Raw genomic sequence first — 17,489 nt, 5'->3', positions numbered from 1 at the left:
GAGAAGGCAAGCTAAAATCTACTCTTTTCATTTCCAGACTGATTTTAATCTACTACTGTAAAACCCGCGCCTTCAATAAGCTCAATTACATCATCTTCTTCAATCGTAGTTTCATCAAACTCAACTTCCACCCAGTCATCGCCGTGACTGGTATCTACAGATAAAATTCCGGCTTTGCCAGTTAATGTCTGTTTGATTGTATTTTCACAACCACCACACTTCATTCCGGTTACGTTTAGCTTTACTGTTGTTGTCATTGCTGTCATCCCAAGTCCGATTATAAAATTTAGCTGCATATCATACTCGACTAATAAACATTAATCATGATATAAATTACCAAGAAATTCACTTCTGGTTAAAAAATTTATCCTCTCTTAATTAAGAAATATCTACTCATGCATATTAAAAATTTCATACAATACTTACTCATTTTTTGTTTTTTATTCAGTAGTAATATTCTTGGTGCCGCAGAACTTACTAACTTATCACCTAGCGAGTTAAATAACAACCTAGACAAAGATGCCTTGGTTATCGACATTCGCACAGCACAGGAATGGCAAACTACAGGGATAATACCGGGTAGTCACCCGGTTAATTTTTTTGATCAGAACGGCAATTACAATATCGAACAGTGGCTTGCAGAAGTGCGAAAATTACGTTCATCGCCGGATCAGGAAATTATATTAGTCTGTCACTCAGGTGGCCGTAGTGGTAAGGTAGGCAAGCTTTTAACCGAAGAACTTAATATGTCTCATGTATCGCATTTACAAAATGGTATTTCTGCATGGATAAAAGAAAAACGCCCTACTGAAAAAACGTGTACTCCTACTCAAATTTGTTAATCCTATGTCTTTCAAAACAATAACCTATCAAACAATTGCGCTTGCCGGAATAGCCCAGGCAACTTATCTGGTTCAACAATTAGCAACAACAGGAAAAGCCGATAAACAAGCCATGCAAGCCAGTTTAGGTAGTTTATTAGCCCTGGAAGCCGATAACCCTGTAGACATTTATGGAGGCCTTCCAGGCATAAAGCTGGGACTTGAGCAATTACAATTGCAACTCAAAACTCACAGCATACCCAATCCTGAAATCGCAAGATATGCCGCCTCTCTGATTTTTTTAGAAACTAATTTTTCTGCAAACAAGGAAATGCTAAAAACGGTACGCGACAAGATCACAATAGCCCAGGCACAAAGTGAACATTTCGGTGTCATGCATGAAAATGTCATTGCTCATCTGGCAGATATTTATCACGGCACCATTAGTACGATTGACCCGCGTATTATCGTAAATGGAGATCAAACTTATCTTTCATCACCGGAAGTTGTTAATAAAATCAGGGCGCTGCTATTAAGTGGTATTCGTTCCGCTATGCTATGGAAACAATGCGGCGGTAGTCGCTGGCGCTTTATATTTTTTAGACAAAAAATGCGTACAGAAATTGAATTTTTATTGGCCGAGCTGAAATCAGAAAAAAATGTGTAAAGAGCAGGCTATTTTTCCCTTCACAAGGTATTCATTCTTTTTTTGCCTGCATAGATTGCTCCAGCAGGCTTTGCATTTTCTTGAGACCTAGCTCCCTGGCAAGCTTTACATTAGCCTGAGGAATATTTTCTGGATTTTTATAATGCGCTAAAGCAGATTCTATACTCTTTTCCCTGAGCAAATGGAATATAGGATAAGGCGCCCGATTAGTATAGTTTGCAGGATCATCTGCATCACAGTCTGCAAAACAATAATCAGGATGAAAGCTAGCTAATTGATAGATTCCTTCATAGCCCTGCTCAAACAATAAGTCATTAGCAATATCCAGAACATCCAGGAAATTGTCAAAATCCTGTAATGAGCTTTCAAAAATAAGTAAGCTGGTTTCTATTTCACTCTGTGTATCCAGTCTTTCAGCCTCAGCAATCAGGTCTTCTAGGCAGCATTCCAGCGACTGCGCATCCGTTACCTGAAAATGAATTTTACCTTGCTCAAAAACGGGTTTGGCAAAGGGGCAAAAATCAAGTCCTATCACAACATGCTCCAACCAGTATCTGGTTTGTGCTATGACCTCTTTAGTCTGGCTTTTCATCTTCCCTACCTACAATTGAATATCTAAATCTTCTTGCAATAGATTCATATCTTCTTCATCAAATGACTCATCTAATTCAGGTAACAATATATCGTCTGCTGCATTCGCACCTTCAGAAATCTGAAAGTCTCGCCACTGCAAATAAGAAGCACGCATAAATAAATAAGGATCGACTGCCGCCTGATCAATAAAATTTAAAGATTGATCTGCATTAGAACGTGAGTTTAACAAATCTAATACCTGTATCGGCCAAATCAGATAACTAACAGGACTGGAAGCGGCATCGACAATTTTCCCTGGAACGCCTCGATAAGACGAAGGACCTAATACAGGAATAACTAGATAGTCGCCGCGCGGCACACCCCAGATGGCCATAGTTTGCGAAAAATCTTCTTCATGGTACTCAATTTCTGCGTAGCTAGCGACATCAATCAAGCCACCAAAGCCCAGCAATGAATTTATAACGAAGCGTTCAAAATCCGCGCCAGCTGAAGCCTGTTTTCCTTGCAAGGCATCATTGACAACTGTTCTGGGCTCTTTTAAATTAGTGAAAAAATTTGCAACGGTTGTGCTTAAAAATTCAGGAAGAATAAATTGATAAACAGTGACTAACGGTGAAGCAACATAAATATCCACACCTTTATTAAAAGCATAGATTTCACGGTTAATTTTTTCATGCGGGTCGTCAGGATTTATGACTTCTACCGTTTTAGGTTCGCTAGTGCTGGCACAGGCTACTAATAGACAAATACCAGCAGAAGCAAGGAGACGAGATAATAGTCGAATAATCAAAAGCGGAAATAAATTTTAATTAGAGAATTTTTCAATTTTAACAGAAAGTTCCGCTAATAAAGCATCAAAACCTGATTTTTGTATCACAGCAACATATTCAGAACGCTTTAAAGCCAGATCACTTACGCCATTAGTGATGATATTTATAATACGCCATTCATCGCCGGTCTTTTTCAAAAGGTAATCCATACTGACATCCTTATCATCAGGAAGCATTAAAAATGTATGGACATAAGTTTGCCCGGGGGACAATGCCTTTGCCGATTCGACTTTAAAACTTTGACCTGAAAAACTATTAAAATAATGTGCGTAAGATGCAATACTTAAGGTGCTAAACAGTCTTATTAGCTCTTTTTTCTGCTCGGTTGTTAACGTTTGCCACTCTTTGCTAACCACAATACGCGTAATTTTAGCCAAATCATGACTTTTTAATACTGCAGGCTTTAATATCTCAAAACGTTGTTCAAAATTGAGCTTGTCGCCCTGCTGCATTACATCTAGTAAAACCGCCTGAAAGTCTTTAACCACCTGAGTTGCAGCTTCTGTTTCATCAACTTCAGCAAACACTACCGAAGTAAAAAAAAACAAAAAGAACATCATTATCACTTTTCTAATTGGCATCATTCTGTTTTAACCTTTCTGATAAATTCGACCTTTCCAACGTGAACGCTCGCCTCGCCAGTAGCGCACAGCTGAAGTCCAGGTCATTAACAAATATAAACCAGCTATTACTGGCATACATAAAGCCCAAGCACTATTAAGTGTATAAAAGCGCAAAGTGGGTAGATACAGCCCAAGCATAATTAACCAGGCTAGCACTGAAAAAACCATGCGTTTCCGGTAAAAAACATTAAACCATACAAAGGCAGCACATACATAAGCGTCATAAGCAGCGTGCAGACTAACAATAAACTATTAGAATAAAATAACTGCGTATAAGCAGTGCGTGCGACCATATCCCATATCTCAGTCAACGACACATAAGGCCGCTGACTGATAACGCCATGCGTGAGTCCCATCCAGGTTTTATATCCTGCCTGTTTGATTTTCTTTGCCAGCGTACAATCATCTATTACTGCATCTTTAATCTCAGCCATTCCGCCTATTGCACGTAGGGCCTGAGTATCCACTAAAACACACCCTCCTGCAGCAGCAGCCACTTTGCTAGCGGTATTATTTGCCAAAGCAAAAGGATAGAGCATTTTAAAAAGTAAATAAATGCCGGCATCAACATTTTTTCCCAGAAGCTATCAACTTTTAACATGGCCATCAAGGAAACAAACTGTAAGCCCTCTGCATCACGCATGGCTTTTAAAGCAGACAAAATACCCGGCATGAGAAAAATATCTGCATCCAGTAACAATACTAATGGTGTCTGCACAGCTCGCAAACCTTGCTCCTGCGCCCATAATTTACCAGTCCAGCCAGGAGGCAAAGATTCAGAACGGATAATCTGCAAATTATCCAGACCCACCTGCCGAGCGACCTCTGCTGTACCATCTACCGATTCATCATCAACCAGAATGATATGCAAGTCCTTCCCTTGCTGCTTTAAGGCTTGCAAAGTACCGGCAATCACTGCCGCTTCATTACGCGCCGGAATAACCACCGTTATTGCGCTTAAATCAAGCTCTTCTGGTCTATCAGCTTCTAATAACTCTCTGGTACGCCAAGGTTGCCAGGGAAGTAATGCAGTTAGTAACCAGATAACAGCAGACAAACCGCTTAATGCTTCAGTCATCAATGTAACCAGGCCTTAAGGTCTTAACCTTCTACTTTCACTGCAATGTCTGTTAATCTCGTTGTACCCGGTTTATAGCTAGGGGCCTTTACAATTGAACCTTCTGTCCTCGGTCCACGAATTGATGCAGCTAATGCCTTTAGGGGTGGGCCAAAGTATCCTCTACCGCTGTCGCTTCGTATCCACAATGTGCCATACAGCCTTCACATTTAGGATTCTTTCCAGCACCATATTTATCCCAGGACGTGGTATCCATCATTTCCTGAAAACTGTCCACATAACCTTCATCTGACAACAGGTAACAAGGTTTTTGCCAACCGAAAACATTACGTGTCGGATTACCCCAAGGAGTACAGTCGTATTGCTGATTGCCCGCCAAAAAATCCAGATAAAGCGAAGAGTGGTTTAATTTCCATTTTTTATTTTTTCCAATGGCAAAAATCCCACGAAACAATTCTTTTGCAGCCTGACTAGAAATAAATGAATCTTGATCGGGTGCATCTTCATAACTAAAACCAGGTGCAATTGTGATACCTTCTACGCCTAACTCTGTTGCATAATCTAGAAAGTCTGCAACTTCCTGCGATGTCTCTCCTTGAAAAAGCGTACAATTAACGGTCACTCTAAAGCCTTTATCCAGTGCCATTTTAATTGCTTCTACTGCGATATCAAATACACCATCCTGGCATACTGACGCATCATGTCTAGCCTGATTACCATCAAGATGCACTGAAAAAGTCAGGTATGGCGAGGGCGTATAATCTTTTATCCTCTTTTTAACAGTAATGCATTAGTGCAAAGATATATAAATTTCTTACGCTTAATAATACCGGCAACAATTTCCGGCATTTCTTTATGAATTAATGGCTCTCCGCCAGGAATAGACACCATAGGCGCGCCACATTCATCGACGGCCTGCAGGCACTCTTCAACTGATAAACGTTTATTTAATATATCGTCAGGGTAAGCAATTTTCCCACATCCTGCACATGCTAGATTGCAACGGAACAAAGGCTCTAACATTAATACCAAAGGATATTTATCGACACCTTTGAATTTTTGCTTCATTAAATACGTACCTACAGCAATTTGCTGTCTTAATGGAACACCCATAACCTTCTACTCCAAATCTAAAATATAAACAAACCAAAAAGTTGCAAATTTACAACAAAAAGAAAAATATGGAAACAAGCATTAAAATTCCAATGCAGAATTACATTAATTAATCCTAATAAATATCTAGCATACTATTTTTAAAAGACTAACACCAGTTTGAAACACATTTTTTTATATAAAAACAACAAAAACTCTGATAACAAATTATCAATCAGGCTCATTTTCACAATCATTTATAAGACAAAAATGTAACTTTTCGCAAAAAAACAACATATTTTGTATTTAAGCTACAGACAGTCTATAATTCATCACTATATTAAGTTTTTTCTTTCAATACACTTTTTACAGACAGCATGACTGATACTCAAATTTCTATTGAAAACCCAGAATCGCTTTTAGCAACCTCTGTCGATGAATTTCAGGCTATATTATTGGAAGGTGTATCGCGGACATTTGCCTTAACAATTCCTCAGCTACCTGAAGGTCTATATTCTGCTGTAGCAAATGCCTACCTGTTGTGCCGTATAGTGGATACTGTTGAAGATGAAGTGTCTCTCAGTGTTGAACAGAAAAAACATTTCTGTAGCACCTTTATAGAAGTCGTCAGAACCGGCAAAGAAGCTGAAATTTTCGCCCGGGATTTAGCACCCCTGCTATCAGTACAAACTATTCCCGCAGAACATGTATTGATTCAGCTTACACCCAGGGTTATAGCAATCACTCATAGCTTTGCTCCTGAACAAATAGATGCGTTGCTAGGCTGTGTTGAAACTATGGCAAAAGGGATGCCTGTGTATCAAGGCATGGATTTACACGGCGGACTGGCAACCATGCAAGACATGAATGAGTATTGCTACTATGTCGCAGGCTGTGTCGGTGAAATGCTGGCAAAATTATTTTGTCATTACTCGCCGGAAATTAACCAGCACCGCGAACAGTTACTCGAACTTTCTGTTTCCTTTGGGCAAGGCTTGCAAATGACTAATATCTTAAAAGATATCTGGGATGACGCTCAACGCGGAGTTTGCTGGCTGCCACAGGATATTTTCACTGAAACCGGCTTTGACCTAAAAGAACTGAGCACATCAACGGATAGCCCTGAATTTCAGCTTGGTCTGGAACACTTAATCAGTATCGCACAGGGTCATTTAAAAGATGCCCTTACCTATACACAAATGCTCCCTAGTCATGAAACCGGTATGCGTAACTTTTGTCTATGGGCTTTAGGTATGGCCGTACTTACCCTTAATAAAATCAAACAACATCTGGACTTTAAAGACTCTAATGAAGTCAAAATCACTCGTAAAAGCGTTAAGCAAACTATTTTAACAACACGAGTCATTGGTCGTAGCAACTTTTTGCTATCACTACTTTTTGATTTAAAAAGTAAAAATCTGGTCTGCAAAGACTGGCAATATCAAGCAAATAATTGAGTCGCACTATGTTTACCGAGGATTATAATAATATGAGCAAGATCCATTCACTGGACAGTGCCATAAAAAATGCTCAAGACAAACTTCTGTCTTTACAGCACAAGGATGGTTATTGGTTATTCGAGCTGGAAGCAGATTGCACTATTCCAGCTGAATACATCATGATGATGCATTACCTGGATGATATTGACCAGGAATTACAGGCTAAAATTGCGGTTTATTTGCGCGCTCATCAATCTGAAGATGGTAGTTACCCATTATTTGAGGGCGGTAAAGGCGACATTAGCTGTAGTGTAAAAGCATACTATGCATTAAAATTGGCCGGAGACCAGCCTGATCAGCCTCATATGGCAAGCTTGCGCGAATTTATTCTTAATCAGGGCGGCGCCGCTAAAGCAAACGTTTTTACTCGTATTGCGCTGGCTATTTTTGAACAACTTCCATGGCGCGGTGTGCCATTTATCCCAGTGGAAATCATGTTATTGCCTAAGTGGTTTCCGTTTCATATAGATAAAGTATCCTATTGGTCCAGAACCGTTATGATTCCTCTATTTATTTTGTGTACTCTAGAGGCAAAAGCAAAAAACCCGCTTAATATTGATATTCTGGAATTATTTATTGTCCACCCGGACAAAGAGCAGCATTATTTTCCTGAAAGAGGCCTGCTGAATAAATTTTTCTTGTTTCTGGATGCTCTGGGGCGTAAATCACGCATCCTGGTCACTGATAGAATGCATAAAATCGCAGTAACAAGAGCCAAGAACTGGTTTACCGAGCGACTCAATGGCGAGGATGGTTTAGGCGGGATTTTTCCTGCTATGGTCAATGCTTATCAAGCGATGCTATTACTTGGCATGCCTGCTGATCATGAACATGTTGTTACCGCACGCAAGGCTATCGATAAATTATTAGTTATCAAGGAAGATCAGGCTTATTGCCAGCCCTGCCTCTCTCCCGTCTGGGATACCGGCCTGGCGTTACTTGCCTTGCAGGAAGCTGATTTGGATAACACCAAAGACAGCAGAGAACTCGCTTATAACTGGTTAAAAAACAAACAATTATCTGATGAACCGGGAGACTGGCGTATACAGCGTCCAAACCTGAAAGGCGGAGGCTGGGCATTTCAATTTGAAAACCCTCATTATCCTGATGTCGATGATACTGCAGTCGTTGCCTACGGTATGGCGACTTCTGAATTACCTGATATGGATGAATCCATTCACCGTGCGACCCGCTGGATTGTTGGCATGCAGGCAGGCAATGGCGGCTATGGTGCATTTGATGTGGATAATACCTATTATTATCTCAATGAAATACCATTTGCCGATCACGGTGCTTTATTAGACCCGCCTACATCTGATGTCAGCGCACGCTGCATAATGCTAATGGCTAAAGTGGCTCAAGACCATGATGAGTATTTACCTGCTTATAACCGTTGCCTGAACTATATTTGTTCCGAACAGGAAGAGGACGGTTCATGGTTTGGTCGCTGGGGCACTAATTATATTTATGGTACCTGGTCGGTGCTCATCGCGCTGGAACAAACGAATACACCAAAAAATGACGCCATGTATACTAAAGCGGTCGCATGGCTTAAAAGTGTACAGCATGACGATGGTGGCTGGGGCGAAGACAATCAAAGTTATCATGATCCAAGCGTGCGCGGTCAATTCCATACCAGCACAGCCTTCCAGACAGCCTGGGCCACTTTGGCCTTAATGGCTGCCGGAGAGTATGCATCAAAAGAAGTGCAGGCTGGCATTGAGTATTTGCTAAACACGCAACAGCAAGACGGTTTATGGGCTGATGACTGCCATACAGCACCTGGCTTTCCGCGGGTGTTTTATCTGAAATACCATGGTTATGACAAATTCTTTCCATTATGGGCTTTAGCGCGTTATCGCAATGAGAAACGTAAAAAGTGATTACTGGCATTCTGGTTGCATTACCTGAAGAATTACACACCTTGACTAAATCCAGAATTAAACAGGGGGAATGCTTTGCTATGTCTGAAAATACGCTAATCATCTTATCTGGCTCTGGCTCTAAAAATGCTAACAGTGCGGCACAAAATTTATTGGCCCGCGGTGCAACTCAGTTAATTAGCTGGGGTTGTGCCGGCGCACTAGCACCGCATTTAAAAGCGGGTGATCTGGTTATACCTGCTAGTATTTTAACCAAAGATTACACCTCATTAGCAACCCATAGACTATGGTCACAGCAAGTCATTAGATTACTTGATAAATCCATTACTTATGATCAAGCCTGCCTTCTGGAAAGCGATACGGTTATCAGTCTGGCACAAGATAAAAACAGGCAATACCAGCTAACTCAAGCTATTGCTGTAGATATGGAATCGGGTGCTGTCGCGCAAACTGCACATCAGGCGCAGATCCCTTTTATCGTCATACGGAGCATTGTAGATCCAGCTGAATTTGATTTACCTGAGGCGATTAACTACGCGATGACTGATAGTGGCGTAGTCTCTATCAGTAAACTTATGCGCTACTTATGCAGTCACCCTGGCGAACTGCCGCGTTTAATTAAATTAGGCTTGCATTTCAATGCAGCTAATAAAACCCTGAAATACCTCGCTTGTCGACTCCCTCAGATAACACAGACACAGTGGATTCAGGCATGACATTAGCTACTAGAATACTGGAATGGCAAGGTTGCCTGGTGACACGCTATGCCTGGCTAGTTCTTGGTAGCGCTCTACTGTTAACAGGCCTGAGTATTTATTATGCAAAAGACCATCTTGGCGTTAACAATAATTCCTCTGAAATGCTGTCGCCAGACTTACCTTTTCAGAAAAACTATAAACGCCTGGAAACAGCTTTTCCTCAGGATACTAATGCCATTCTTTTTGTGGTCGACACGCCAACGCCTGAAGAAACAGGTATTGCTGCCAGCAATTTATTAAAACGGCTGAATAACAATACTGATTATTTTGAATCTAACTACATTCCTGATGACAATACTTTCTTCCGTCAACAGGCTTTCCTTTACCTGTCCACGACAGAGCTAGATAAATTAGCCGGCAACCTGACAGATGCTCAACCCTTTATTGGTTATCTGGCACAAAATTACCACCTGCAAGGGCTATTTACAATTTTGACTGAGGCTCTGGAAAATGAAGATAGCGTGATCAGTAACAGCTTGCCTGCATTGCTATCGTCTATCAGCACAGCCCTGGATAAGACAGCTGAAGGTAATCATTATCATGTGTCCTGGCAAGAGATTCTTAACCCTAATAGCGCAACTAATAAAACACGACGAATTGTCATCGCCAAACCCAGAATACATTACCAGTCTATGATGCCTGTCGCTGCGGCCATTGAAAAAGCGCGCGCAGTATCCCGACAACTTATGCTTGAAATGCCCGGCTCAAATATTCGCATCACTGGTGATATTGCTCTGCAGCATGAAGAATTAGAGGATATTGGAAACGGTGCGGTACTCAGTGGTATAGGCTCTTTGCTGCTAGTTTTAATTATTCTTTTCAGATGTTTCCGCTCCATAAAACTTCTGTTGGCAACTCTGATTAGCTTGCTAATGGGGCTGGCTCTGACCGCTGGCTTTGCTGCCATCACAATTGGCCATTTAAATGTCATTTCCGTTTCATTTGCAGCCCTTTATATAGGTCTGGGAGTAGATTTTGCAATTCATATGAATTTGCATTATCGCGCTCAACTGGTTAATCAACAGAACAATACAGACGCTATTAAAAATGCCTTGCATAGCGTTGGCTTTTCGCTATTTCTTTGTGCATTAACGACCTCTATAGGCTTTTTTGCTTTTATACCCACTGACTACAAAGGTGTTTCAGAATTAGGCCTGATATCGGGCGTCAGCATGTTTATTGGTCTGGCTGTGTCTATGCTGGTCTTACCTGCACTACTAAGTATATTCAAACTTAAACATGCAGAAGCGTTTAAAACACCCGCCCAACCTTCTTTTATCCAGACACTCCCCTTTCGCTATAAAAAAACCATTCGTATTAGCACTTTTGTCATAGCCTTTGCCTGTCTGTTTGCCATTCCGTACGTCAGTTTCGATTCCAATCCAATCGATATGCGTAATCCAAAGGCGCAATCGGTGTCTACTTTTAAAGATTTATTAAAGTCCAAAACTGATTCGCCTTATGCACTGTATACATTAAGCAATAATCTGCAAGAAACACAACGCATGAGTGCAAAACTGGATCAGTTACCATCAGTTCATGGCACCATTACTCTGCAAAGTCTGGTTGCAACCGATCAGGAAGACAAGCTGTTTACGATTGAAGACCTGGCTCTAATCCTAGGCCCTCAGCTGAGTCAGTTTAACGCGCGTCTAGCACCTTCTGATACTGTTGCGGTTTTAAGCAAATTTAATGCAACACTTGCCAACTTACTGGAAAAAAATAGTACATCCATCGATCCTCAGGTCTTGTCAGATCTAAGTGCAAACATCAATAAATTTTTGGCCTCTCTGGAACAATTTCCAGAACCGGTCATATTAGCGCAAAATCTGGATAACAGTATCTTAGGTCTATTGCCCTACACTATTAATATGCTCAGTCAGGGTCTGAGTGCGTATCAATTTGGCATAAATGATATACCTGTCGACATTCGTCTGCAATGGCTAAGTCCAACCGGCATCTATCGTACAATGATCATGCCTGAACAAAATTTAAACATTCCTGCAAACTTAAAACTCTTTGCTGAAGAGGTACAAAGTGTTGAGCCTTCAGCAGTCGGCCTGCCTATTGGCGATCTGGCCTCTGGTGAAGCTGTCGTCGGGGCATTTCAACAGGCATTCACCAGTTCGCTGCTTATTATTAGCTTATTGCTTTTGTTTATGTTGAAAAGTTTTAAAAAGACGCTATTAGTATTAGGTCCCTTATTACTCGCCGGCCTTTTAACTTGCACTGTGAATGTTTTCCTTGGCATCCCGTTTAATTTTGCTAATATTATCGCCCTGCCATTACTACTAGGCATGGGGGTTGATAGTGGCATCCATATTATGCACTGCTTATATGAAGGACTCGAAGAGGACCAGCATTTATTACAATCCAGTACTGCACGTGGCGTTATGTTCAGCTCGATTACTACAATGAGTAGTTTTATCAGTTTAGCTTTAATACCGCATTTTGGCATTTCCAGCATGGGTATTACCCTGGCAGTTGGCATTAGTTTTACCCTGTTTTGTACGCTTTTTATATTGCCTGCTTTTAGCAATAGAACCATTCAACTTTAAACACATTATCTAGAATAGTCATGTCATTCAGTATCGCCGAACTTTTTACTCAACATAGCCAGGAAAAATTTGAGTTACACGAAAACTATTTGAATAATCAAATGGTTCGGGTCTTGCAAACAATAGGCTATGACCGCAATTACTCAAAAGCCATGGGGCAATATTTATATGATCAGGATAATATTGAATATCTGGATTGCCTAAGTGGTTTTGGTGTGTTTGCCGTGGGCCGAAATCATCCTACTGTAATTAGTGCATTACAAGAAACACTAACACTGGAATTACCTAATCTAGTGCAAATGGATGTGTCACTTCTAAGCGGCTTACTGGCCAAGAAAATTCTGGCTACGACACCCGATAATCTGAATAAAATGTTTTTTTGTAATTCAGGTACAGAATCTGTCGAGGCTGCGATTAAGTTTGCCCGTTACACCACAAAACGCGAAAAAATTGTATTTTGTGATCATGGCTATCATGGCTTAACCATGGGATCTTTATCTTTAATAGGTGAAAAGGTTTTCCGGGAAGGCTTTGGTCCATTCCTGCCTGGTTGCAGTTCAGTGCCATTTAATGATCTTGCTGCACTGGAACAAGCATTAAGCACCAAGGATGTTGCTGCATTTATAGTCGAACCCATACAAGGCAAAGGGGTTAATATTCCAGATGACAATTACTTACCGGAAGTACAGCGCCTTTGTCAAAAATATGGCACATTGTTTGTTGCCGATGAAGTACAGACCGGTATTGGACGTAGTGGAAAATTCTGGGCAATTGAACACTGGGGTGTACAACCGGACATGATTTGCATGGCCAAAGCCTTATCAGGCGGCTTTGTACCCGTTGGAGGCGTTGCCATGACCAACAAGATCATGGATACCGTATTCAACCGTATGGACAGAGCAGTTGTGCATGGATCGACCTTTTCCAAAAATAATATGGCGATGGCAGCAGGTCTTGCAACTCTGCAAGTCATAGAAGATGAAAAACTGGTTGAAAACAGTGCAAAAGTTGGTGAAGATATCATTAATAGTATCAACGCCATGAGTAGCAAATACGAATTTTTAAAAGAAGCCCGCGGCAAAGGTTTAATGGTTGCGGTTGAATTTCAGGCACCTAAAAGCCTAAAGCTTAAAGCAGCCTGGGCAACATTGGAAGCAGCTACTAAGGGATTATTTTGTCAGATGATCACCATTCCCTTATTTAAAGATCACCACCTACTTACACAAGTGGCAGGGCATGGTATGAATGTTGTTAAGTTACTGCCGCCGCTCAACTTAACACAAAAAGATCGTGACTGGGTTGTCAACTCTTTCGATCAAGCCATTGCCGACACTCACAAAGTCCCTGGCTCAATTTGGTCACTCGGGAAAAACCTGGCTAGCCATGCACTCAAATCAAAAAAGGGTCATAAGGAACGTACTATGAATATCGCAGAAAATTACCCACTTTTACATACTATCAACCTGCCCGAAGACGTACGTAAATTATCTAGAGCTCAATTAATTCCTTTATCCAAGGAATTACGTGAATTTTTAACTCATACTGTTAGTTTATCGGGTGGTCATTTTTCGGCTGGCTTAGGCACAGTTGAACTAACGGTTGCTTTGCATTATGTTTATAACACCCCAAAAGATAAGTTAGTCTGGGATGTTGGTCATCAGGCTTACCCACACAAAATTCTAACCGGCCGTAAGGAACGCATGCCGACGATTCGTACTAAAGGAGGTGTCTCTGCATTTCCTAAACGCCAAGAAAGTGAGTACGACGCTTTTGGAGTAGGACACTCAAGCACCTCGATCAGTGCTGCATTGGGTATGGCTATTGCAGCTGAAAACAAAGGCGAAGACAGTCGTATGGTCGCTATCATCGGTGATGGCAGTATTACCGGTGGTATGGCCTTTGAAGCAATGAACCACGCAGGTGCGATAGATGCCAATTTACTGGTTATTCTGAATGATAATGACATGGCCATTTCACCTAATGTCGGTGCCATGAACAACTATTTCACCAAAATCATTTCAAGTAAGCTTTACTCCTCAGTCCGGGAAGAAAGCAAAAAAGTGCTCAGTGGATTGCCATCAGTATGGGAACTGGCTAAAAAAACCGAGGAACATGTCAAAGGCATGATTGTTCCAGGAACATTATTTGAAGAGCTCGGTTTTAATTATATTGGTCCCATTGATGGTCATGATATTGATATGCTGGTGGATACACTACGCGCCGTAAAAGGGCTTTCTGGGCCTGTGTTTCTGCATATCGTAACAAAAAAAGGTAAAGGCTATGCGCCAGCAGAAAAAGATCCATTAGCATACCATGGTGTTCCTGCCTTTGACCGTACCAAGGATTGCTTACCTAAAGCCGCCCCTTCGCCTCACCCTACCTATACTCAGGTATTTGGTCGCTGGATATGTGATATGGCAGATAAAGACCAGCGTTTGCTGGGAATTACCCCGGCAATGCGTGAAGGTTCAGGGATGGTCGAGTTCTCCGAATGCTTTCCAAAACGTTATTTTGATGTAGCTATCGCCGAACAACATGCTGTTACTTTAGCCGCTGGGCAAGCCTGCCAGGGTGCAAAACCGATTGTTGCAATTTATTCAACATTTTTGCAGCGTGCCTATGATCAATTAGTCCACGATGTTGCCATCCAGAATCTGGATGTGTTATTTGCTATAGACCGCGCAGGTCTGGTGGGGCCTGACGGTCCAACTCATGCGGGTAATTTTGATTATAGTTTTCTGCGTTGCATTCCAAATATGCTAGTCATGGCACCTGCTGATGAAAATGAATGCCGCCAGATGCTGACTACCGGCTACAACTACGATGGCCCTGCTTCAGTACGTTACCCACGCGGCAAAGGTCCTGGCTCTACAGTCAATACTGACTTTAGTGAATTAGAAATTGGTAAGGCAGAAATACGTCATAAGGGTGGTCGGATTGCTATTCTAGCCTGGGGCAGCATGGTGACACCGGCACTCGAAGTTGGGAAACACCTTGGTGCTACCGTGGTTAATATGCGTTTCATTAAACCGCTTGATGAAAAGATTATTTTAGAGATGGCTAAAAGCCATGATGTACTAATCACTATTGAAGAAAATGTATTGGCTGGTGGCGCCGGTAGTGCGGTTAATGAATTTTTACAGGCGGAACAAATATTGATGCCCGTTTTAAATATCGCCTTACCAGATAGATTTATCGAACAAGGGACTCGTGAAGAGCTATTAGCAGAATGTGCTTTAGATATGCCCGGCATATTATCGCGCATAGAAGATTTCTGCGCATAACCCTGAATTACAGAGTAGGCAAGAAAGTATTGCCTACTCTTGCCGTTTATAAAATTGTGTACCCTAATCCTATAAAAGTTCTCATAGTCTTTTTCCTTTTCCTTGTCCCGCTAATAAGCTTCGCACACGGAGAAATTCGACCCTGGCAACCTATCTGGTCAGCGTGGATTTATACACCTGATGTTGCCATTCCAATGCTATTGACCGTGGTCGTTTATTTCCGTGGTCGCGCAAAAAGACGAGAAGCAGGTCGTCCAGTAAGTATAGGGCAAACAATTACTTTTTTACTCGGCATGCTCTGTTTTGTTATCGCCTTACAATCGCCATTAGAACCATTATCAGAACATTTTCTTTTTTTTCATCAAATCGAACATATACTAATGCGTGGCCTAGGGCCGTTACTGCTTATATTAAGCATGCCTCTTGCTCCCCTTTTACAAGGGCTTCCTAAAATAATTCGCCATTCAGTTCTGACGCCTATAATCAGAAATAAACCAGTGCAATGGCTCTATAAGTTCTTGGGCCATCCGGCAATTGCTTCTATTCTATTTATCGCAACCTTATTAATCTGGCAAATTCCCAGCCTGCATAACCGAGCCCTGGCAAATCAGTCATTACATAACTGGATGCACTTTACCATGATCCTCACTGGTTTCTTTTTCTGGTGGCTAATCTGCGACCCACGTCAAAATACATCACGCATTCCCTTTGGTATGCGCATAGTTATTTTGTGGCTAGTGACTATCCCTAACACCATTATTGGCGCCATGATTACGTTAAAAAGAGACCAGATCTATGCTGCATACGATGTACTTGATGGACGTTTAGCCATTGAAATAATGCTAGATCAACAATTAGGTGGAATTATGATCTGGGGTCCAGGCGGCATGATGGGGTTGATTGGTACTGCCGTGGTTTTTTTCCTATGGACCCGCAAAGATAGAAAGCTACGCTACGCAAAATAACGAAGCATCTAACTGTATGATTTAGTCAGACAGGTTCCTAAAGGCGATTGATTTGGTAGTAACTTTCGTGAAACAGCAAACTTGTCCATAAATTCACAAATTATTGCTTTGATAACAATGGTCATCAATAGAGTTTCTCTTAAATACCTATAGTCCAGAACGACTTTGTTAATTGCCTTACAATCGTTTACAACAAGGGAAATTTGGTCTTTAAAACCCGTATGATAATAAATCCGCCTTTAAAGTAAACCATGATTACCGTTGAAAATAAATTCCATTGCTGTTGATTCAGCAATCAACCATGTTAAGCAATTGCTTGAGAAAGTGAATGGCGCAGTCAAATAAAACAACTGGGATACTGACGGGCCAAGAAGCTGAGCAATGGAAAGTGCAATATAGAGAGAAAATTACTCGGCAAAGCGGAAATTGAATGTCCGTCGCTCGATAGGCCTACAAAAGTAAATCGAGGAAGAGTTAAACGCACTAAGGCTAGAAACTTACTGGAAAGGCTTATTAATTATGAGGAGAATGTGTTGAGCCTTATGACACATCAGTGTGTTTGTGTGTTGTTTACCAATAATGCTGCCGAAAATGCGATTCGAACAAGCAAAGTTCATCAAAAAATATCGTTTTTTTTCGTAGTACCGATGGCACTGAAATATTTCACCGCGTCAGAAGTTATCTATCAACGTGTCGTATACACAAAGCGAATGCAACTCAGATAATGCTGCTTGTATTTGAGGGGAAGCTGCCAGAATTTTCTTTATAACTTCATGCGATTTTTAAGTATGCTGAGTAGTTACAATTATTATTCGTCAATAACTAACTAGTCCATGT

General features: G+C 41.3%; 15 protein-coding genes and 2 pseudogenes. 10 read left to right on the top strand and 7 right to left on the bottom strand.

Annotated elements, in window-relative coordinates:
- Window positions 1-44: 44 nt before the first annotated feature.
- Window positions 45-257, bottom strand: coding sequence for a heavy-metal-associated domain-containing protein (locus AU255_RS04720; RefSeq protein WP_158083053.1), 213 nt, complete (start codon window positions 255-257; stop codon window positions 45-47).
- Window positions 258-395: 138 nt separating this feature from the next.
- On the opposite strand from AU255_RS04720, the gene AU255_RS04715 reads away from it, so the two are divergent.
- Window positions 396-842: a rhodanese-like domain-containing protein gene (locus AU255_RS04715; protein WP_080521799.1), complete on the top strand. Its 447-nt coding sequence runs from the start codon at window positions 396-398 to the stop codon at window positions 840-842.
- A gap of 4 nt (window positions 843-846) precedes the next feature.
- Window positions 847-1,488, top strand: a complete 642-nt coding sequence (gene hflD / locus AU255_RS04710) for a high frequency lysogenization protein HflD (RefSeq protein WP_080521798.1) — start codon at window positions 847-849, stop codon at window positions 1,486-1,488.
- Between the two features lie 31 nt (window positions 1,489-1,519).
- On the opposite strand, the gene AU255_RS04705 is transcribed toward hflD, so the two are convergent.
- From AU255_RS04705 to hpnH, 6 genes and pseudogenes are all read right to left on the bottom strand, one after another.
- The gene (locus AU255_RS04705; protein WP_080521797.1) at window positions 1,520-2,080 is read right to left on the bottom strand and encodes a DUF1415 domain-containing protein; all 561 of its coding nucleotides are present in this window, start codon (window positions 2,078-2,080) and stop codon (window positions 1,520-1,522) included.
- Window positions 2,081-2,089: 9 nt separating this feature from the next.
- Window positions 2,090-2,872 carry an MlaA family lipoprotein gene (locus AU255_RS04700; protein ID WP_080521796.1) on the bottom strand — a complete coding sequence of 261 codons (783 nt, stop codon included), beginning with the start codon at window positions 2,870-2,872 and terminating at the stop codon, window positions 2,090-2,092.
- Between the two features lie 15 nt (window positions 2,873-2,887).
- Window positions 2,888-3,496, bottom strand: a complete 609-nt coding sequence (locus AU255_RS04695; RefSeq protein WP_233144552.1) for an ABC transporter substrate-binding protein — start codon at window positions 3,494-3,496, stop codon at window positions 2,888-2,890.
- 188 nt (window positions 3,497-3,684) lie between these two features.
- Window positions 3,685-4,074 carry a glycosyltransferase gene (locus AU255_RS21050; RefSeq protein WP_269844769.1) on the bottom strand — a complete coding sequence of 130 codons (390 nt, stop codon included), beginning with the start codon at window positions 4,072-4,074 and terminating at the stop codon, window positions 3,685-3,687.
- Entirely contained in the window at window positions 4,002-4,613 is a 612-nt protein-coding gene (locus AU255_RS04690; RefSeq protein WP_269844768.1) for a glycosyltransferase, read from the bottom strand. Before AU255_RS04690 ends, AU255_RS21050 begins: the two co-directional genes overlap by 73 nt.
- A 23-nt stretch (window positions 4,614-4,636) precedes the next feature.
- A pseudogene (hpnH, locus tag AU255_RS04685) lies at window positions 4,637-5,726 on the bottom strand (adenosyl-hopene transferase HpnH).
- Window positions 5,727-6,082: 356 nt separating this feature from the next.
- Between hpnH and AU255_RS04680 the strand changes: the two are divergent.
- The 8 genes and pseudogenes from AU255_RS04680 to AU255_RS21300 all read left to right on the top strand — a co-directional run bounded on the left by AU255_RS04680 (window position 6,083) and on the right by AU255_RS21300 (window position 17,377).
- A complete protein-coding gene (locus AU255_RS04680; protein WP_080521794.1) occupies window positions 6,083-7,162 on the top strand; it encodes a phytoene/squalene synthase family protein in 1,080 nt (359 codons plus the stop codon).
- Window positions 7,163-7,194: 32 nt separating this feature from the next.
- The gene (gene shc / locus AU255_RS04675) at window positions 7,195-9,087 is read left to right on the top strand and encodes a squalene--hopene cyclase (RefSeq protein WP_233144551.1); all 1,893 of its coding nucleotides are present in this window, start codon (window positions 7,195-7,197) and stop codon (window positions 9,085-9,087) included.
- Entirely contained in the window at window positions 9,084-9,803 is a 720-nt protein-coding gene (locus tag AU255_RS04670) for a phosphorylase family protein (protein ID WP_080521792.1), read from the top strand. Before shc ends, AU255_RS04670 begins: the two co-directional genes overlap by 4 nt.
- Entirely contained in the window at window positions 9,800-12,403 is a 2,604-nt protein-coding gene (locus tag AU255_RS04665) for an MMPL family transporter (RefSeq protein ID WP_080521791.1), read from the top strand. Before AU255_RS04670 ends, AU255_RS04665 begins: the two co-directional genes overlap by 4 nt.
- A gap of 20 nt (window positions 12,404-12,423) precedes the next feature.
- A pseudogene (locus AU255_RS04660) lies at window positions 12,424-13,809 on the top strand (aspartate aminotransferase family protein); the annotation flags it as partial.
- Window positions 13,810-13,824: 15 nt separating this feature from the next.
- On the top strand, window positions 13,825-15,687 hold the full coding sequence (gene dxs, locus AU255_RS04655) for a 1-deoxy-D-xylulose-5-phosphate synthase (protein ID WP_080523284.1): 1,863 nt from the start codon (window positions 13,825-13,827) through the stop codon (window positions 15,685-15,687).
- A 29-nt stretch (window positions 15,688-15,716) separates the two neighbouring features.
- Window positions 15,717-16,652, top strand: a complete 936-nt coding sequence (locus AU255_RS04650) for a cytochrome c oxidase assembly protein (RefSeq protein ID WP_158083052.1) — start codon at window positions 15,717-15,719, stop codon at window positions 16,650-16,652.
- Window positions 16,653-17,026: 374 nt separating this feature from the next.
- Window positions 17,027-17,377, top strand: a complete 351-nt coding sequence (locus AU255_RS21300) for an IS66 family transposase (RefSeq protein ID WP_080521789.1) — start codon at window positions 17,027-17,029, stop codon at window positions 17,375-17,377.
- Window positions 17,378-17,489: the final 112 nt, after the last annotated feature.

The organism is Methyloprofundus sedimenti (genome assembly GCF_002072955.1).
Classification (GTDB): domain Bacteria; phylum Pseudomonadota; class Gammaproteobacteria; order Methylococcales; family Methylomonadaceae; genus Methyloprofundus; species Methyloprofundus sedimenti.
The sequence above is the reverse complement of the archived record's forward strand: the minus strand, read 5'-3'. Positions and strand labels throughout refer to the sequence as shown.